Below are 18,296 nucleotides of genomic sequence, written 5' to 3' on the forward strand. Positions count from 1 at the left end.
GGGGAATGGGGAATCGGGAATCGCAGTACGCGCCCGGTGTCAGTCTTTCGAGGATCCGGCATGGAGTGAACGAGTCGGCAGCGCGCGGACTCGGCGCTTTCCGATTCCCGATTCCCCATTCCCGATTCCCGGCCCCTCACGCCCTTCCCTCCGCCGCCGTCGCGTGCCGCGCCGCACGCCGCTCACGCCAGGTGCGCACGCGCTCGGAAGCGCGTTCCATGTACAGGTAGATCACCGGCGTGGTGTACAGGGTGACCAGCTGCGACAGCAGCAGGCCGCCGACGATGGAGATGCCCAGCGGGCGGCGCAGTTCCGAGCCGATGCCGTCGCCCAGCGCCAGCGGCAGTGCGCCCAGCATCGCCGCGGCGGTGGTCATCATGATCGGGCGGAACCGCAGCAGGCAGGCGCGGCGGATCGCGTCGTGGGCGTTGGCGCCCTCGCGGCGCGCGTCGATCGCGAAGTCGATCATCATGATCGCGTTCTTCTTGACGATGCCGATCAGCAGCACGATGCCGACGATGCCGTCCACCGACAGGCTCAGCCCGCACAGCATCAGCGCCAGCAGCGCGCCGACGCCGGCCGGCGGCAGCGTGGAGATGATCGTCAGCGGGTGGATGTAGCTCTCGTAGAGCACGCCCAGCACGATGTAGATCAGCACCACCGAGGCCAGCAGCAGCCACACCACGTCGGTCTGGCTGCCGGTGAACTCGGCGGCCTTGCCGATGAACTCGGCATGCAGCTGCGGCGGCAGCTGCAGCTGCGCGCGGGTTTCCTCGATCGCCGCCACCGCCTGCGACAGCGAATAGCCCTGCGCCAGGTTGAACGACACGGTGACCGCCGGCAGCTGCTGCTGGTGGCTGACCACCAGCGGCGTGGTCGACTGCTTGGCCTCGGCCACCGCCGCCAGCGGCACGGTGCCGCCGCTGCCGACGGTGATGCCGGTGTTCTGCGCGCCGATGCCGGTGGCGGTGGAGGAGTTGCTGGAGGTGGTCTGGCCGAAACTGGTGGCGTTGCTGGCGGTCAGCGCGCCGCTGCCGTTGCTGGCCACCGCCAACTGGTTGAGCAGTGCGGTGCTGGTACGGAACTCCGGCGCCACTTCCAGCACCACGCGGTACTGATTGAGCTGGGTGAAGATGGTGGAGATCTGGCGCTGGCCGAAGGCGTCGTACAGCGTGTCGTCGATGGTCTGCATCGGCACGCCGAGGGTGCTGGCCTTCTCGCGGTCCACGTGCAGTTCCAGCGCACGGCCCTGGTTGGCCAGGTTGTTGTCCACGTCGGCCAGTTCCGGGCGCTTGCGCAGCGCCTCGGTCAGGCGCGTGGCCTGGGTGGCCAGCTCGGTGCTGTCCACGTCCGAGAGCGAGTACTGGTACTCGGTGGCGGCCACGCGGGTATCCAGGGTCACGTCCTGCACCGGCTTCAGGTACAGGGCGACGCCGGGCAGCCCGGCCACCGCCTTCTGCAGCCGCGGCAGCAGGTCTTCCAGGCTGTCGCGATCGCTGCGCGGCTTCAGCACGATGCTGAGCTGGCCCTGGTTGAGCGTCGGGTTCATCGAGCCGGCGCCGATGAAGGCGGCCACGCCGGTCACCGCCGGGTCGCGCCGCAGCGCCTCGGCCACCGCCTGGGTGCGCTGCTCCATCTGCGGGAACGCCACGTTCTGGTCGGCCTGGACCACGCCGGTGATCAGCCCGGTGTCCTGCTCGGGCAGCAGACCCTTGGGGATCACCACGTACAGCAGCACGGTCAGCACCATCGTCGCCAGCGCCACCAGCAGGGTCAGTTTCTGGTGGCCCAGCACCCAGTCCAGGCTGCGCTCGTACACGCCGACGGTGCGCGACCACAGCGTGGTCTTGCCGGCCGCCGCGGTGCGCTCGTGCGCGTCCTCGCCCTCGGGCAGTGCGTCGGGCTTGAGCAGGTAGGCGCACATCATCGGCGTCAGCGTCAGCGACACCAGCATCGAGATCACCACCGCGATGCTCAGCACCCAGGCGAACTCGTGGAACAGGCGGCCGGTGACGCCGGGCATCAGGATCAGCGGCAGGAACACCGCCACCAGCGACACGGTCAGCGACAGCACGGTGAAGCCGATCTGGCGCGCGCCGATCTCCGCGGCCTCGCGGCCGCTCTTGCCCTGTTCGATGTAGCGCACGATGTTCTCGATCATCACGATCGCATCGTCGACCACGAAGCCGGTGGCCACCACCAGCGCCATCAGCGACAGGTTGTCCAGCGACATGCCGGCGAAGGCCATCACCGCGAAGGTGCCGGCCAGCGACAGCGGCACCGCCACCGACGGGATCACCGTGGCCCACAGCCGGCGCAGGAACACGAAGATCACCGCCACCACCAGGCCGATGGTCAGGATCAGGGTGAACTTGACCTCGTGCACCGAGGCGCGAATGGTCTCGGTGCGGTCGGAGAACACGTCCAGGTGCACGCCGGCCGGCAGCACGCCCTGCAGCTGCGGCAGGATCGCGCGGATCTGCTCCACCGTCTGCACGATGTTGGCGCCGGGCTGGCGGCGCACTTCCAGCAGCACCGCCGGCTTGCCGTCGGCCCAGGCGGCGAGCTGGTCGTTCTCCACCCCGTCCACCACCTTGGCCACGTCCGACAGCCGCACCGGCGCGCCGTTGCGGTAGCTGATCACGGTGTCGCGGTACTCGGCGGCGCTGGACAGCTGGTCGTTGGTGCCGATGCTGTAGGACTGGGTCTTGCCGTTGAGCGAGCCCTTCGGCGCGTTGACGTTGGTCTGGGTCAGCGCGCTGCGCAGCGCCTCCAGGGTCAGGCCCATGTTCGACAGTTGCGCCGGATTGACCTGGATGCGCACCGCCGGGCGCACGTTGCCGGCGATCGACACCAGGCCCACGCCCGGCACCTGCGACAGACGCTGGGCCAGGATCGAGTCGGCGTAGTTGTTGACCTCGCGCAGCGGCAGCGTGTCGGAGCTGAGCTTGAGGGTGAGGATCGCCGCGTCGGCCGGGTTCACCCGGTTGTAGACCGGCTGGTAGGGCAGCGAGGAGGGCAGGGTGGACTGGCGGATCGCCGCCTGCACGTCCTGCGCGGCGATGTCGATGTCGCGGTCCATCGCGAACTGCAGCACGATCGTGGACAGACCGGCCGACGAGTCGGAGGTCATCATCTGCAGCCCGGAGATCTGCCCGAGCTGGCGCTCCAGCGGCGTGGTCACCAGCGAGGCCATGGTGCTGGCGTTGGCGCCGGGATACTGCGTGGTCACCACCAGGCTGGGCGCGTCGATTTCCGGCAGCGCCGACACCGGCAGCTGCCGGTAGCCGAGGATGCCGAGCAGCAGCACGCCTGCCATCAGCAAGGTGGTGGCGATCGGGCGGCGGATGAAGATCGTCGAAAAGCCCACGGGGAAGATCCTTGCTGGTGAGAGTCCGGCGCGGCCAGGCCGGCGCCGGGAAAGACGGCGGAATCAGCGGGGGCCGCGGCCTTGCGCCACGATCGCGACGCAGGGCGGGAACGCCGCCGCCTGCGCGCGATCCGGCCGACGCCCGCCACGCAGGCGCGGCAGGGCCGTTGCCGCCGCGCGCCGCGTGCGCGGCACGCTCAGCGCGGCCCGCCGCCGCGGCGTCCGCCGCCGCGCTGCTGCTGCTTGCCCTCGGCCGCCTTCAGTTCGGCCTCGGTCGGCTCCGGCGGCGCTTCGCCCGGCTTCAGCGCGTTCACCTTGGTGCCGGGCTTGAGCCGGAACTGGCCTTCGGTGACCACCCGCTCACCGGCCTTCAGGCCTTCGGTCAGCTGCACGTGGCTGTCGCCCACTTCCGCGCCCTGCTTCACCGTCTGCATCTTGACCGTATTGTCGGCCTGCACCACGTACACGTAGTCGCCGTTGGGCCCGCGCTGCACCGCCTGGGTCGGCACCACCACGCCGTCGGCCACGGTGCGCAGGGTCAGGCGCACGTTGACGAACTGGCCCGGCCACAGCGCGCGGTCGTCGTTCGGGAACACCGCGCGGACCTTGAAGGTGCCGGTGTCGGCGCTGATCTGGTTGTCGATCACGTCGACCTGGCCGTCGCTGGCGATCGGATGCGCATCGGTGCGGTCCAGCGCGGTCACCGGCAGCGGCGCCGCCGCCTGCGCCTGGCGCACGTCCTGCAGCTGGATCTCCGGCAGGTTGAAGGTCACGTAGATCGGGTGCACCTGGGTGATGGTGACGATGGTGCTGCTGGTGCTGACGATGTTGCCCACGTCCACGCCGCGGATGCCGGCGATGCCGTCGCTGGGGGCGAGGATGCGGGTGTACTGCAACTGCACCTGCGCCGCACGCATCTGCGCGTCGTTGGCGGCGACCGCCGCTTCGTACTGCGCCACCTGGTTGCGCTGGGTGTCCAGGTCGGTCTTGGCCACGTACTGGCGGTAGGCCGGCGAGTCGGAGCGCTGGAAGGTGGAACGCGCGGTGGCCAGCAGCGCCTGGTTCTGGCGCTTGCTCGCCGCGGCCTGGTCGTAGCTGGCCTGCAGCGAGCGCGGGTCGATCTGCGCCAGCAGCTCGCCCTTCTTCACTTCCTGGCCTTCGCGGAAGTTCAGGCTCATCAGCTGGCCGCCGACCTGCGGGCTGACGGTGACGGTGCTCAGCGCGGTCACCGTGCCGGTGGCGGTGGCGTAGATCGGCACCGCCTGGTGGGTGGCGGCGACGACCGTCACCGGGACCGGCGTGTTGTCGCTGTCGTCGCCCATGCCGTCACCGGGGCCGCCGCCCTTGTGATGTCCGCCGCGCATGACGCGCATGCCCACCACCACCACGGCCACCGCTGCGAGGATCAGCAGCGCAATCTTCCAGAAACGCGACATCCGGGGAAACTCCTGTGGCGAGGCGGGGTGGAGGGCCCTCCCGCAGTGGCTGGTGACGAGCGAGAAAGCATATCGCCGGCGCGTTGCGATTGGACCATGACTGAAGGGACAGACCCCGCGGGCGGGCAAGGCCGGTCGTCCGCTCTCGCAACGCGCAGGCGGCGCATCGGTTGACACGGATTCGCAAGGGTTTTTTGTCCGCAACGGGATCCGTGGCCGCCCATCGCCGGCGGCCGATGCACTACAGTGACTGAACGCCCGTTGCGTCCCGATCTGGAGCCCTGCCATGCCGCGCCTGTCCCGCCTGCTGTCCGCGATGCTGTTCGCCGTCCCCGCCCTGGCCTGGGCGCAGAGCGCCGAGCGCCCGGAGGTGACGGCCGCCGCGACCAGGCTGCAGGCCAAGGTGGTGGAGTGGCGGCGCGACTTCCACCAGCACCCGGAGCTGTCCAACCGCGAGGAGCGCACCGCCGCCAAGGTCGCCGAGCGGCTGCGCGCGCTGGGCCTGAAGCCGCAGACCGGCATCGCCCATCATGGCGTGGTGGCCATCGTCAAAGGCGCGCTGCCCGGGCCGAAGATCGCCCTGCGCGCGGACATGGACGCGCTGCCGGTGACCGAGCAGACCGGCCTGCCGTTCGCCTCCAAGGCCACCAGCGAGTACCGCGGCGAGACCGTGGGGGTGATGCACGCCTGTGGCCACGACGCGCACACCGCGATCCTGCTCGGCGTCGCCGAGGCGCTGGTGGCGATGCGCGCGCAGCTGCCGGGCGAGGTCATGCTGGTGTTCCAGCCGTCGGAGGAGGGCGCCCCGGGCAACGAGGAGGGCGGCGCCTCGCTGATGCTCAAGGAAGGCCTGTTCCGCGACTTCAAGCCGCAGGCGATGTTCGGCCTGCACGTGTTCTCCAGCGTCCAGGCCGGCAAGATCGCGGTGCGCGGCGGCCCGCTGATGGCCGCCTCGGACCGTTTCAGTATCAAGGTGATCGGCCGCCAGACCCACGGCTCGGCGCCGTGGAACGGCATCGACCCGATCGTGACCAGCGCCGACCTGATCGGCGCGGCGCAGACGGTGATCAGCCGCCGCGCCAACCTGTCCAAGCAGCCGGCGGTGCTCAGCTTCGGCGCGATCAAGGGCGGCATCCGCTACAACATCATTCCCGACGACGTGGAGATGGTCGGCACCATCCGCACCTTCGACGAGGGCATGCGCCAGCAGATCTTCGCCGACCTCAAGACCGTGGCCGAGCACACCGCCGCCGCGCACGGCGCCAAGGCCGAGGCGCACGTGCCCGACCAGGACGGCAACCCGGCCACGGTCAACGACCCGGCGCTGACTGCGCGCATGCTGCCCAGCCTGCAGGCGGTGGTCGGCGCCGGCAACGTCTACGAACCGCCGCTGCAGATGGGTGCGGAGGATTTCTCGTTCTACGCGCAGCAGGTGCCCTCGATGTTCTTCTTCGTCGGCGCCACCGGCCCCGGCATCGACCCGGCGACTGCGCCCAGCAATCACTCGCCTCAGTTCCTGCTCGACGAGACCGCCCTGGACGTCGGCCTGCGCGCGATGCTGCAGGTGACGCTGGATTATTTGAAGCAGTGATTGGGGAGTCGGGATTGGGGATTCGCAAGCGCGTGGGTGCGGCGGCTTAGGGAATCGTCATCGGTGCTGCCCCATCGCATATCCGTTGGAGCGGCGCTCGATCGTCCCCGGGGAGTCAACCGTCATGCAGGCGCGAGGCGCGAGTGGCGCGCTTGCCGATGGCGCAATGCGTCGGGACTGAAGTCCCTCCCACAGTGCATCCGGCGGGCTCGCGGTGAGCCTTTGTGGAAGCGACCTCGGTCGCGACGTGCAACGCCTCGCATCGACGCACGCACGTCGATCCAGTGAGCCAGATTTTGCTTTTGCCAATCCCGAATCCCGAATCCCGAATCCCCGCCCCATACACCTCCCAGCCAGAACGCGCCCGCTACACTGCACGGCATGAACACCCCCCAGGATTCCAGTCTCGGCCGCGAGGTCGCCTACCCGTCGCAGTACGATCCCGCGCTGCTGTTTCCCATCCCGCGCGCTGCGGCGCGCACCGAGATCGGTCTCGACCCCGCGGCGCTGCCGTTCTTCGGCGTGGACCGCTGGCACGCCTACGAACTGAGCTGGCTCGATGCGCAGGGCAAGCCCTGTGTCGCCACCGCGACCCTGCACGTGCCGTGCGCCTCGCCCAACCTGATCGAATCCAAATCGCTCAAGCTCTATCTCAACTCGCTCAACGCGATGCGCTTCAACAGCGCCGAAGCGCTGCGCAGTTGCATCGTCACCGACCTGTCGGCGCGCGCCGGCGCCGACGTGGCGATGGAATTCGGCCTGCCGCCGATGGACACGCTGGGCGAGGGCGAGTCGCTCGATGCGCTGGACATCGCCATCGACTGCTACGGTCCGCCGCGTCCGGACTTCCTGTCCGCTGCCGACGGCGACGTGGTCGAGGAAACCCTGACCAGCGAATTGCTCAAGTCCAACTGCCCGGTCACCGGCCAGCCGGACTGGGCCTCGCTGCACCTGCGCTATCGCGGCGGCCGCATCGACCGCGAAGGCCTGCTGCGCTACCTGATCAGTTTCCGCGAGCACGCCGGCTTCCACGAGCAGTGCGTGGAGCGCATCTTCCACGATCTGATGACCCGCTGCCGGCCGCAGTCGCTGCAGGTGGAGGCGCGCTACACCCGCCGCGGCGGGCTGGACATCAATCCCTGGCGCGCCACCGCGGACGTGGCCGAACCGCTGAGCTTCCTGCGCGATCTGCGTCAGTAGGCCAGCGCTGACACTGCGATTGCACTATCCGCCGGGACGCGCGACATCATCGACGCGGCCGAGCGTGCTGCAGTCGGGACTGAAGTCCCTCCCACAAGAAGCGCCCTGCGGGGAACGCTGTCGTCAGCTTCTCTGCGGCAGGCCGGGGTTCGCGCAGTCGTCGCCTGGACGATGCGCCCACATGGCGATGGTGGCGAGTGCCCGCGGTCCCGCTGGCATGCACGGTCCCGAGCGTGCGAGCGACACATTTCGCCGCGTTGCAATGCGCGCGGCGCGCCTGAACCGCAGCCGCGCGGTTCACGGCCGCGCGATCCTTTTTTAACAAATCCTGTGACACCGTGGCAGCGTCCCATCACGCAGGAAGCCACGCGATGAACAGCGACAAGCGCGCCGATTTCTCGGCGGTCACCGCCAAGGTGGACACCACCGCCGACGTCGTACAGAAGGCGGATTTTTCCGCCGTGCAGAGCAAGGTCGACAGCACCGCCGAGCAGGTGCAGCAGGTGTACGTAGTCAAGCCTGGCGATTCGTTGTCCAAGATCGCCAAGCTGCATTACGGCGACGGCAACGCCTGGACGCGCATCTTCGAGGCCAACCGCGACGTGCTGGCCGACCCCGACAAGATCTATCCCGGCCAGACCCTCAAGCTGCCGGCCGGCGCCTGAGGCGTCGCCACCACCACCTTTCGTTATTCCGACAGGAGTCCCCACCGATGAAGACCCGCTCGATCTCCGCGTTTTCGCCCCTGATGATCGCCCTGGTCGGCGCGTTGGCGCTGGCCGGCTGCAAGAAGCAGGAGCAGCAACAGACCGTGTCGCCCGATCCCACCTCGTCCGCGCCGACCGAGCAGATGCCGGGTCCGGCCGCAGCCCCGGCGGAGCAGCCGGCGCCGGCCGCCGCAGGCGCCAATGCGGTGAACGTGGCCGCCGTCGCTGTCGGCAACACGGCCGCCGCGGACAAGTCCGTCGCGCCGATGACCACGCTCGCCAGCAAGGACAAGATCATCGTTTCGGTGAAGACCGAGGGCTCGGCGACCAACGCCAACGTCGGCGCCAAGCTGGTGTTCCAGGACGGCCAAACCGCCGGCGAGCGCACCGAGACGCTCAATACCAGCGGTGCCGACACCACCAACTTCGAGTTCACCAATCCCAAGGGCTGGCCGGCTGGCCAGTACAAGGCCGAGGTCACCGTGAACGGCCAGGCGGCGGGCACGCCGCAGACGTTCGAGGTGAAGTGATCCAGGGCTGAGGCCCGATCACGGGTCGCACGCGCCGCCTCTCTCCCGGCACGTGCGACACGCTGGCGCAGCCGTGAGGCTGCGCCTTTTTTATGCGTGGCCCGATGCTCCGACAGCACTGCCGATGCGCTGGAGGAAGAAGGTGTGGGGGGACTTCAGGACACTCCCATCGCCCGGAAACCCGTCATAGGAGCGGCTTCGGCCGCGACACCGGCCTTAGCGGGGTACGCCCGTCGCGGCTGACGCCGCTCCTGCCACGGAGGCGCAAGCTGCATCCGGCGGATCAGCGGCGCCCTTCCATCCCGACCCACGTCCTGGACGATGCCTTGCGGTCCACTCGGCGGCTTCTGCGTGCACCACCGCTGGCCAGCACCGCGCAGCCGCGCACGGCGATCAGTGATGCGCGTGCAGATCCAGCATGCGCCCACCCACCACCACCTGGCGCAGGCGCAGGTCGCTGTCCAGCACCACCAGGTCGGCGCAGGCGTCGGGGGCGATGCGGCCGCGGTCGCCGAGGCTCAGGTAGTCGGCCGGGAAGGTGGAAACGCGCTGTGCGGCGTCGGCCAGCTCCAGGCCCGCCTGCACCAGGTTGCGCAACGCCTGGTCCATGGTCAGTGCGCTGCCGGCCAGCGAGCCGCTGGCCAGGCGCACGCAGCCGCCGCACTTGTGCACGCGCTGCTCGCCCAGTGCGTATTCGCCGTCGGGCATGCCGGTGGCGGCGGTGGCGTCGGTCACCGCGTACAGGCGCGGGATCGCACGCGCGGCAAGGCGAATCACGCCGGGATGCACATGCTGCAGGTCGGGAATGAGTTCGGCGTACTGCGCATGCGCCAGCGCCGCGGCGGCGATGCCGGGGCGGTAGTGGTCCACGCCGGTCATGCCGTTGAACAGGTGGGTGAAGCCGGCCGCGCCGGCCTGCAGCGCCGCCACGCCGTCCTCGTAGCTGCCGGCGCTGTGGCCGAGCTGCACGCGGATACCCAGCGCGGTCAGCGCCGGAATCAGCGCGGTGTGCGCACCGATCTCCGGCGCCAGGGTCAGCACCCGGATCGGCGCCAGCGCCTGCCACTGCTGGACCTGGGCGAGGCTGGCCTCGATCGTGCGGTCGGGTTGCGCGCCCAGCCGCTGCGAGCTGATGAAGGGGCCTTCCAGGTGCACGCCGGCGATGCAGGCGGCGTCGGCATCGGGCGCGGCCATGGCCGCGGCGACGCCGCGCAGTGCGTGCGCGATCTCCTCGACGCCGGCGGTCATGGTGGTCGCCAGCAGGGTGGTGGTGCCGAAGCGCAGGTGGGCGCGGGCGATGCGCCGCGCCGCGTCGCCGCCCTGCATCAGGTCCACGCCGGCGGCGCCGTGCACGTGCAGGTCGACGAAGCCCGGCAGGATCAGCGGCAATTGCGGATCGTCGCCGCCACTGTGGTCGTCCACCTGCAGCCGGCGCACGTGGGTGTCGAAGTGGACGTGGCCGCGACGCCAGCCCAGCGGGGTGAGCAGGCGGCCATGCAGGGAACGCGTATCGGTCATGGCGCGGGCTCGGCGACGATCACCTCGATGCCCAGCCGCTGCAGCCCCTCGCGGGTGGCCTCGTCGATGCCGGCGTCGGTGATGATGGCGTGGATCTGGTCCAGGCGGGCGATGCGGTGCAGGCTGACCCGGCCGAACTTGGAGGCGTCGGTCAGCACCACGATGCGCCGCGCGCGCTCGACCATGCGGTGGTTGAGCCGCGCTTCGGCCTCGTCGTGGGTGGTCAGGCCGAACTGCAGGTCCAGGCCGTCCACGCCCAGGAACAGCGTGTCGAAGCCGTAGGCGTTGAGGCTGGCCTCGGCCTGGCTGCCCTGCAGCGACAGAGACTGCTGGCGCAGTTGGCCGCCGGTGAGCAGCACGTTGATGCCGGGTGCGTTGGCCAGTTCCCAGGCGATGTTGAGGCCGTTGGTCATCACCGTGACGTCGCGGTGCGCGCGCAGGTGCCGGGCCAGGGTCATCGTGGTCGAACCGGAGTCGATGATGATGTTGGCGCCGGGCTGCACCATGCGCGCGGCGCAGGCGCCGATCGATTCTTTCAGTGGCAGGTTCAGCGCGTCCTTTTCGTGGATGTCCTGCTCCTGCGGCGGCGTGCGCACCAGCGTGGCGCCGCCGTGGGTGCGGGTGGCCAGGCCCTGCGCCTCGAAATGGTTGAGATCGGCGCGAATGGTCACCGCCGACACGTCGAAGCGTTCGACCAGATCGGCAACCTGCACCGTGCCATGTTCGAGCAGCGACTGCAGGATCTGCTGGCGGCGGGAGCGGGTGTTGCGCATGGCCATTCTCGGATTCGCGGGCGACCGGGAAGATTAGCCGTTCTCCGCGACGCCGGCAGCCGCTTCGGCGCTTGGCCGGCGCGCGCCGGCGCGGTTGGCGCTGCAGGCGCGGGCGTATTCGCCCAGGCACAGGCCGATGCGGTGCTGGACCAGCGCCGCCGGGGTAGTGGCGAGCTGGCCGGCGCGCACCGCGCGGTACTGCTCGGGCAGGAACTGGCTGAGCAGCACCAGCGGCGGCGCATGCCGTTCCAGGTTGGCGAACAAGGTGTCCACCGCCGCGCGCACCGTCGGCGCGCCCCAGTAGTAGCGGCAGCGGTCGCTGAAGGAATGGCGGCGCAGCAGGCGTTGCGCGGCGGCGTCGCCCGGATAGTAGGACTGCCAATACCCGGGTTGCGCCTGCATTGCCGCGTCCAGCACCTGCGGCAGTTGCGAGCACTGCGCCGCGGGGAACAGTTCGGCTTCGATCGCGGCCAGCGCGCACAGCGCTTCGCGATAAGCGAAGGTGGCGGCCGGGCCGACCTTGAGGATGGCGAAGTGGTCGCGCACCAGCGCGTGCAGCGCGTCCTCGCGCTGGTAGTCGGTGGAGTGCGCCTCGAACACGATGCGCGGCTGCTGCTCGAGGAAATCGGCCAGCGCGGCGGCGGCGGCCGGATCGTAGTCGTGCACGCTACTGTGGTCGAAATCCACGCCCGGCTGCACCACCAGCGCGATCACCCGCTGCCACGCGGCGCGCAGCGGCGGCGTGTCGAAGGCCTGCCGGTGGATGGCCAGGGTCTGCGCGGCCGCGGTCGGCGTGGTCACCTGCAGGCCGCCGGCCAGCGAGGCTTCACCGCCGGGAATCGGCACCTCGGTGCCGATCACGTACACCGGTGGCGGCAGCCCATGCGCGGCGGCGGTGCGCTCGGCGATCTCGGCCAGTTCGGCCGACCGCGCGGCGACGACGGCATCGGGCAGCGGCACCGGATCGTCGGCGCAGGCCATGCTGCAGTCCAGGTGGATCTTGTGGAACCCCGCGGCGACGTACTGTTCGATCAGCACGCGCGCATGCGCCATGGCCTCGGCGGCCGGCCCCTTCTGCCAGGCGTTCGGGCCCAGGTGATCGCCGCCCAGGATCAGCCGCGCGCGCGGGAAGCCTTCCGTCTCGGCCAGTGCGCCGACGTAGTCGCGGTACTGCGCCGGGGTTATGCCGGTGTAGCCGCCGAACTGGTCGACCTGGTTGGAGGTGGCCTCCACCAGCAGCAGCGTGTCGTGGGCCAGCGCGACCTGCATCGCCGCGCGCAGCACCTGGTCGTTGCTGCAGCAGACGCTGTACAGGCCGACGTTGGCGCCGGCGCGATGGGAGGCGAGCAGGGTCTGCAAGGGCGACATGGGGACTCCGGCGGATCAGGAATAGGCGGGATGGCAGGCCAGCAGCGCGGCACCACGGGCGCCGCCGGCATCGCCGAAGCGCGGCGGCACGATCGGCGGCACCTGCACGCCGGCGAACAGGTGCGCGGCGATGGCGTCGGGCAGTTGCCGGTACAGCGGCGGGTATTGCGACAGCCCGCCGCCGAGCACGATCACGTGCGGGTCCAGCGCCAGCACCACGGCGGCCAGGCTGTGGCCGAGCAGGTCGCGGTGGATGTCCAGCGCCTGCTGCGCGCGCGCATCGCCGGCCTCGGCCAGGGCGATCGCCGCGCTGGCATCGGCGGCGTCGCTGCCGAGATGGCGCGCGATCGCCGCCACGCCGCTGCCGGACACGTAGCGCTCCACGCAGCCCTGCAGGCCGCAGCCGCAGTCCAGCAGCGGCAGGCGATGGCGCTGCAGCAGGTGCCCGGGCACGCTCCAGTGGCCCCATTCGCCGGCGATGCCGTTGCAGCCGGCGAGCAGGCGGCCCTGCACGCAGAAGCCGCCACCGGCGCCGGTGCCGAGGATGGCGCCGAACATGCTGGGGTAGCCGTCGGCGGCACCGCCGTGCGCCTCGGACAGCGCGAAGCATTGCAGGTCGTTGCCGATGCGCAGCGGACGCGGCAGCCGCGCCTGCAGATCCTGCGCCACGCACTGGCCGGTCAGCGCCGGCACGTTCGCGCTCAACTGGCGGCCGCTGCGGCGGTCGCGCACGCCGGGCAGGGCGATGCCGAGCGGGCTGTCGTGGTGGCCGAGCGCGGCATCGGCCGCGGCCACCAGCGCCACCACCGCCTGCAGGAAGCCGGCGTAGTCGCCCTGCGGCGTGGCCACGCGGCGCCGCCACAGCACCTGCAGCGCGGCGTCGCAGGCCACCAGTTCGATCTTGGTGCCCCCGACGTCCAGGCCGTAGCAGGTGGGCGCGCCAGGCTCAGCCATGGTGGATGGTGACGCCCTGGACCACGCGGTTGACGGTGCCGTCGGGGAACGGGTTGTCTGGGGTCAGGCCGAGCGCGGCCGAACGCTGCAGTGCGAACAGTTGCGCGAAGCCCAGCCACAGCGGCGCCAGCCACGGATCGTCCAGGCCGGCGACGGCGAGCGTGTGGTCGTCGCCGGCCCCGATGTCCGCATGCGGGCCGATCGCCAGCACCTGGCCGGCCACGCCATCGCGGCGCAGTTCGTCCAGCAGGTCCTGCTCGTAGCGGCGCGCCAGCGGCTGCACGCTGCGCAACACCACCACCAGGGTGCTGCGGTCGAGCGTGGACTTGGGGCCGTGGCGGAAGCCCAGCGGCGTGTTGGCCAGCGCCAGCACGCGGCCGGCGGTGAGTTCCAGCACCTTCAGCGCGGCCTCGCGCGCCAGCGCTTCCAGCGGGCCGCTGCCGAGATAGATCACCCGTGCGAACGGGCGCTGCGCCAGCGCCGCCACCGCGCCATCCCATTGCGCCAGGCCGCGGTCGGCCAGTTCGGCCAGCCGCTGCAGGCGCGCGCTGCGCGTTTCCCATGGCGCACGGTCGAACACGCTCAGCGCCGCCAGCAGCATGCAGGTCAGGCTGCTGGTCATGGCGAAGGCGCGATCGCAACTGGCCGGCGGCATCAGCAGGGTGCAGGTGTCGGCGCGGCCGGCGCCGCGGCGGGCCAGTTCGCCGTCGGCGTTGCAGGTGATGTCGAGGAAGCGCGCGTCGTCCACGTCGCTGCGCACGCGCTCCACCGCGGCCACGCTTTCCGGGCTGGAGCCGCTGCGCCCGAACGACACCAGCAAGGTCGGCCGCGCGCGCTGCAGGTACAGCGCCGGATGGGTCAGCAGGCTGGTGGTGTGCACCGCACGCACCTCGGCCGGCCACTGCGCATTGATCGCGTCGGCCACCATCTCGGCGATGAAGCCGGAACTGCCGGCGCCGGTGAACAGCACGCGCTGGTTCGGATCGGCGAGGCGGTCGCCGAGGAAGGCCTGCAGGCGGTCGCCGGCCCGCGCCAGGTCCTGCGCCAGGGTCCGCCACAGCGCCGGCTGCTGGGCGATCTCGCGGGCGGTATCGGCCCCGCCCAGGCGCTGCCAGGCGGATGCATCGGAAAGCGGAAGGAGGTCCATGCGGTGGTTCCTGTTGGGCCAGCGCACCATCCGGCTTTTCTTTCGAAATGTCAAACATCGAAAGAAAAAAGAAAGTATTTACCTGTGCCCGATGTGTCTGCGGATCGCCCGCCCTAAAACGAAAGATGCAGGTGGATGCGGCTATAGCAAGCCGGATCAGCCGATTCTGCCGAGCTGAAAGCAAAGTCATGCGAGGCAATATCTTTCGTTTTTCCAAAATAAATCTTGTTTTTTGCTTTCAATTTATTGACATCTTTCAAATCCCTGGCCTAGAGTCGGCGCAACGCTTTCGAAACGCCCGGGGAAACGGGTTTGGGGGTCGTGTGGAGAACCGCGTTCGTCGCTCGTCGCTGTTGCCTGCGATCGCGCTGCCGGCCCTGCTGCTGGCGGCGGCCACCGTCGTCGCCGAGCCGGTCGGCAACCTGCGCACGGTCGCCGCCGGCACCAGCCGTGACGGCGTGCAGGGCTGGGACCTGCAGACCGACCGTGGCGTGCGCCTGCGCATCGAGCTGCCGGCGGCGGACATCGTGCGCGTGCAGGCCGGGCGCCACGGCACGCTCACCGGCGCCGGCGACAAGGCCACGCCGATCGTGCTGCCGCAGCCCAAGGCCGCGGTGCAGGCGCAGCTGGAAGACGATGCGCAGGAGCTGCGCGTGCGCACCGACGCGCTGGTGCTGCACGTGCAGCGGCAACCGCTGCGACTGCGCCTGGAGCGGCTGGAACAGGGCCGCGCGGTCGCGCTGTGGCAGGAACTGCAGCCGCTGGACCTGGACGCCACGCAGAGCGTGCAGGTGCTGTCCTCGCAGGCCGACGAAGCCTATTACGGCGGCGGCCAGCAGAACGGGCGCTTCGAGTTCAAGGGCCGCGAACTGGAAGTGTCGTATTCCGGCGGCTGGGAGGAGGGCGATCGCCCGAGCCCGGCGCCGATGCTGCTCAGCAGCCGCGGCTGGGGCATGCTGCGCAACACCTGGAGCGACGGCAGCTACGATCTGCGCCAGCACGACCAGGCCACGCTGCTGCACCGCGAAGACCGCTTCGACGCCTACTACTTCGTCGGCGCCGACCTGCCGGCCCTGATCGAGCGCTATACCCGGCTGACCGGCCGCCCGAGCATGCTAGCGCGCTGGTCGCTGTCCTACGGCGATGCCGATTGCTACAACGACGGCGACAACGCCAAGAAGCCCGGCACCGTGCCCGACGGCTGGCATGACGGCCCCACCGGCACCACCCCGGACGTGGTCGACAGCGTGGCGCGGCAGTACCGCGAGCACGACATGCCCGGCGGCTGGATCCTGCCCAACGACGGCTACGGCTGCGGCTACACCAGGCTGCCGGAGACCGTGCAGGGCCTGGCCCGCTATGGCTTCCGCACCGGCCTGTGGACCGAGAACGGCGTGGACAAGATCGCCTGGGAAGTCGGCAAGGCCGGCAGCCGCGTGCAGAAGCTGGACGTGGCCTGGACCGGCAAGGGCTACCAGTTCGCGATGGACGCCAACCACCAGGCCTACGACGGCATCCTCGCCAATTCCGATGCGCGCCCGTTCCTGTGGACGGTGATGGGCTGGGCCGGCATCCAGCGCTACGCGGTGGCCTGGACCGGCGACCAGAGCAGCAGCTGGGACTACATCCGCTGGCACGTGCCGACCCTGATCGGCTCCGGCCTGTCCGGCATGGCCTACGCGGCCGGCGATGTGGATGCGATCTTCGGCGGCAGCGCCGAGACCTTCACCCGCGACCTGCAGTGGAAGGCCTTCACCCCGGTGCTGATGGGCATGAGCGGCTGGTCGTCGAACGCGCGCAAGCATCCGTGGTGGTACGACGAGCCGTACCGCAGCATCAACCGCGATTACCTGAAGCTGAAAATGCGCCTGACCCCGTACATGTACGGCCTGGTGCACGACGCCGCGCAGACCGGCGCGCCGCCGGTGCGCGGGCTGATGTGGGAGGACCCGCGCGATCCGCACGCGCAGGACGAGACCTACAAGACCCAGTTCCTGCTCGGCCGCGACCTGCTGGTGGCGCCGGTATACCGCAGCCAGGCGGCCAGCCGGGGCTGGCGGCGCGACATCCATCTGCCGGCCGGCGGCTGGATCGACTACTGGGACGGCCGCCGCGTGCAGGCCGGCGCCGACGGCCGTCAGCTCGACCGCCAGGTCGATCTGGCCACGCTGCCGCTGTTCGTGCGTGCCGGCGCGATCCTGCCGATGTACCCGGCGATGCTGTACGACGGCGAGAAGCCGCTGGACGAGGTCACCTTCGACCTGTATCCGCAGGGGGCCTCGCAGTACACGCTGTACGAGGACGACGGCAACACCCGCCGCTACCAGCAGGGCGAGTCCAGCACGCAGGTGGTGCGCATGCAGGCGCCGGCGCAGGGCAGCGGCCCGGTGCAGGTGTGGATCGATCCGGTGCAAGGACGTTACGCCGGACAGCTGCCGCAGCGCCGCTATGCCTTGCGCGTGCTCGCGCGGCAGGCGCCGCGGTCGGTGCAGGTCGGCGAGCGCGCGCTGCCGACGGTCGCCGACGCCGCGGCCTTCGCCCAGGCCAGCGAAGGCTGGTACTTCGACGCCACGGAGCGCCGCGGCACCGTGCACGTGCGCACCGCCGTGCAGGACATCCGCCAGCCGCTGCAGCTGCGGCTGGACTTCCCGGTCGCCGCCGCCGCGGCCGACGACGCCTATCCGCCGGCGCCGGTGCTGGGCCGCGCGCTGCCCGCCGACAGCCTGCTGGTGGTGAACCGCCCGGCCGAGGAACCGGGGCACCCGCTGGAGAACGCCTTCGACGACGACCCGGGCACCTGGTTCCGCAGCGTGCGCAACCAGGCCGTGCGCACCGGCGCGCACGAATGGGTGATCGGTTTCGGCGAGCGCAAGATGATCGACGGCATCGAGCTGGCGCCGCGCAACGACAAGAACTGGAAGCACGGCCAGGTGCGCGACTACGAGGTCTACCTGGGCGACAGCAATGGCGAATGGGGTGAGCCGGTGGCGCGCGGCCATCTGCGCTTGCAGGAAGGCGTGCAGCGCATCGACTTCCCGGCGCATGCCGGCCGCCTGCTGCGCTTCCGCGTGCTGAGCGTGCAGAACCCCGAGGGCGACGGCGCCGACAGCAACGATCCGATGGTCGTCGCCGCGCAGCGCCGGCCGCGCGCCTTCGACGCGCTGCAGCCGCGCGACGTCGGCCCGATCGCGCTGTCCACCTTCCACATCCTCGAGCACCCGGCGCCGGAACGGCCGGCGCAGCAGCGCTATCTGTCCGAGCTGGCGTTGCCGGCGGCGCTGGCCGGTCGCGTGCGCGCCGACCAGGCCTTGCGCGGCGATGCCGGCATGCGCATGAACGGCCTGCAGTTCCGCCGCGGCCTGGGCGTGGGCGCCGACAGCCGCCTCGACCTGCGCCTGCACGGCGACTGGCGCCTGCTGCGCGCCGACCTGGGCATCGACGACGCCTGCCGCAGCGCCGGCGGCCTGCAGTTCCAGGTCTGGGGCGACGGCCGCCTGCTCTACGACAGCGGCCTGGTCAGCGCGCCCGGCGTGGTCAAGCCGGAACTGGATATCCGCGGCCTGTCCACGCTGAGCCTGCGCACGCTCGGCGCGCAGGGTCCGCAGCCTGCCCAGGTCTGCGGCAACTGGGCCAACGCCGTGCTGATCGGTCAGGAGGGCGACACCGCCAGCTTCGTCGCCCCATGACCGCCCCGTAACACCG

The 18,296-nt window shown here is 70.5% G+C and carries 13 protein-coding genes; 6 read left to right on the top strand and 7 right to left on the bottom strand.

What is annotated here, in order from left to right:
* Nucleotides 1-136: 136 nt before the first annotated feature.
* Both RAB70_RS06435 and RAB70_RS06440 read right to left on the bottom strand, forming a co-directional pair.
* Nucleotides 137-3,370 (bottom strand): efflux RND transporter permease subunit, encoded by a 3,234-nt coding sequence (locus RAB70_RS06435; protein WP_148828676.1) that lies wholly within the window; start codon nucleotides 3,368-3,370, stop codon nucleotides 137-139.
* 197 nt (nucleotides 3,371-3,567) lie between these two features.
* Nucleotides 3,568-4,806 carry an efflux RND transporter periplasmic adaptor subunit gene (locus RAB70_RS06440; protein WP_017912391.1) on the bottom strand — a complete coding sequence of 413 codons (1,239 nt, stop codon included), beginning with the start codon at nucleotides 4,804-4,806 and terminating at the stop codon, nucleotides 3,568-3,570.
* Between the two features lie 286 nt (nucleotides 4,807-5,092).
* Between RAB70_RS06440 and RAB70_RS06445 the strand changes: the two genes are divergently transcribed.
* From RAB70_RS06445 to RAB70_RS06460, 4 genes are all read left to right on the top strand, one after another.
* The gene (locus RAB70_RS06445) at nucleotides 5,093-6,397 is read left to right on the top strand and encodes a M20 family metallopeptidase (RefSeq protein ID WP_148828675.1); all 1,305 of its coding nucleotides are present in this window, start codon (nucleotides 5,093-5,095) and stop codon (nucleotides 6,395-6,397) included.
* Nucleotides 6,398-6,778: 381 nt separating this feature from the next.
* The gene (gene queF / locus RAB70_RS06450; protein ID WP_017911041.1) at nucleotides 6,779-7,597 is read left to right on the top strand and encodes an NADPH-dependent 7-cyano-7-deazaguanine reductase QueF; all 819 of its coding nucleotides are present in this window, start codon (nucleotides 6,779-6,781) and stop codon (nucleotides 7,595-7,597) included.
* A 371-nt stretch (nucleotides 7,598-7,968) separates the two neighbouring features.
* Nucleotides 7,969-8,262, top strand: coding sequence for a LysM peptidoglycan-binding domain-containing protein (locus RAB70_RS06455; protein WP_017911040.1), 294 nt, complete (start codon nucleotides 7,969-7,971; stop codon nucleotides 8,260-8,262).
* 47 nt (nucleotides 8,263-8,309) lie between these two features.
* Complete coding sequence (locus tag RAB70_RS06460; protein ID WP_017912389.1) at nucleotides 8,310-8,834, top strand: hypothetical protein; 525 nt, start codon at nucleotides 8,310-8,312, stop codon at nucleotides 8,832-8,834.
* Nucleotides 8,835-9,227: 393 nt separating this feature from the next.
* On the opposite strand, the gene RAB70_RS06465 is transcribed toward RAB70_RS06460, so the two are convergent.
* From RAB70_RS06465 to RAB70_RS06485, 5 genes are read right to left on the bottom strand one after another with little or no spacing between them, the layout of a single operon-like run.
* Nucleotides 9,228-10,352 carry an N-acetylglucosamine-6-phosphate deacetylase gene (locus RAB70_RS06465; protein ID WP_148828674.1) on the bottom strand — a complete coding sequence of 375 codons (1,125 nt, stop codon included), beginning with the start codon at nucleotides 10,350-10,352 and terminating at the stop codon, nucleotides 9,228-9,230.
* Nucleotides 10,349-11,125: a DeoR family transcriptional regulator gene (locus tag RAB70_RS06470; RefSeq protein WP_026143390.1), complete on the bottom strand. Its 777-nt coding sequence runs from the start codon at nucleotides 11,123-11,125 to the stop codon at nucleotides 10,349-10,351. Before RAB70_RS06470 ends, RAB70_RS06465 begins: the two co-directional genes overlap by 4 nt.
* Before the next feature lie 33 nt (nucleotides 11,126-11,158).
* On the bottom strand, nucleotides 11,159-12,493 hold the full coding sequence (locus RAB70_RS06475) for a D-tagatose-bisphosphate aldolase, class II, non-catalytic subunit (protein ID WP_148828673.1): 1,335 nt from the start codon (nucleotides 12,491-12,493) through the stop codon (nucleotides 11,159-11,161).
* A gap of 15 nt (nucleotides 12,494-12,508) precedes the next feature.
* Entirely contained in the window at nucleotides 12,509-13,447 is a 939-nt protein-coding gene (locus RAB70_RS06480; RefSeq protein WP_148828672.1) for an ROK family protein, read from the bottom strand.
* Nucleotides 13,440-14,594, bottom strand: a complete 1,155-nt coding sequence (locus RAB70_RS06485) for an SIS domain-containing protein (RefSeq protein WP_148828671.1) — start codon at nucleotides 14,592-14,594, stop codon at nucleotides 13,440-13,442. The genes RAB70_RS06480 and RAB70_RS06485 overlap by 8 nt, the downstream gene beginning before the upstream one ends.
* On the opposite strand from RAB70_RS06485, the gene RAB70_RS06490 reads away from it, so the two are divergent.
* Nucleotides 14,593-14,772: a hypothetical protein gene (locus RAB70_RS06490; RefSeq protein ID WP_148828670.1), complete on the top strand. Its 180-nt coding sequence runs from the start codon at nucleotides 14,593-14,595 to the stop codon at nucleotides 14,770-14,772. The two genes, RAB70_RS06485 and RAB70_RS06490, sit on opposite strands and share 2 nt — an antisense overlap.
* 145 nt (nucleotides 14,773-14,917) lie before the next feature.
* Nucleotides 14,918-18,280, top strand: coding sequence for a TIM-barrel domain-containing protein (locus RAB70_RS06495; protein ID WP_148828669.1), 3,363 nt, complete (start codon nucleotides 14,918-14,920; stop codon nucleotides 18,278-18,280).
* The last annotated feature ends 16 nt before the right edge of the window (nucleotides 18,281-18,296 follow it).

Source organism: Xanthomonas sontii, from assembly GCF_040529055.1.
Lineage (GTDB): Bacteria > Pseudomonadota > Gammaproteobacteria > Xanthomonadales > Xanthomonadaceae > Xanthomonas_A > Xanthomonas_A sontii.

Excerpts from the sequence above, each read along its gene's own strand:
- RAB70_RS06440 (WP_017912391.1), bottom strand. The coding sequence starts at position 4,806 with ATGTCGCGTTTCTGGAAGATTGCGCTGCTGATCCTCGCAGCGGTGGCC.
- RAB70_RS06445 (WP_148828675.1), top strand. The coding sequence starts at position 5,093 with ATGCCGCGCCTGTCCCGCCTGCTGTCCGCGATGCTGTTCGCCGTCCCC.
- queF (WP_017911041.1), top strand. The coding sequence starts at position 6,779 with ATGAACACCCCCCAGGATTCCAGTCTCGGCCGCGAGGTCGCCTACCCG.
- RAB70_RS06455 (WP_017911040.1), top strand. The coding sequence starts at position 7,969 with ATGAACAGCGACAAGCGCGCCGATTTCTCGGCGGTCACCGCCAAGGTG.
- RAB70_RS06460 (WP_017912389.1), top strand. The coding sequence starts at position 8,310 with ATGAAGACCCGCTCGATCTCCGCGTTTTCGCCCCTGATGATCGCCCTG.
- RAB70_RS06465 (WP_148828674.1), bottom strand. The coding sequence starts at position 10,352 with ATGACCGATACGCGTTCCCTGCATGGCCGCCTGCTCACCCCGCTGGGC.
- RAB70_RS06470 (WP_026143390.1), bottom strand. The coding sequence starts at position 11,125 with ATGCGCAACACCCGCTCCCGCCGCCAGCAGATCCTGCAGTCGCTGCTC.
- RAB70_RS06475 (WP_148828673.1), bottom strand. The coding sequence starts at position 12,493 with ATGTCGCCCTTGCAGACCCTGCTCGCCTCCCATCGCGCCGGCGCCAAC.
- RAB70_RS06480 (WP_148828672.1), bottom strand. The coding sequence starts at position 13,447 with ATGGCTGAGCCTGGCGCGCCCACCTGCTACGGCCTGGACGTCGGGGGC.
- RAB70_RS06490 (WP_148828670.1), top strand. The coding sequence starts at position 14,593 with ATGCGGTGGTTCCTGTTGGGCCAGCGCACCATCCGGCTTTTCTTTCGA.
- RAB70_RS06485 (WP_148828671.1), bottom strand. The coding sequence starts at position 14,594 with ATGGACCTCCTTCCGCTTTCCGATGCATCCGCCTGGCAGCGCCTGGGC.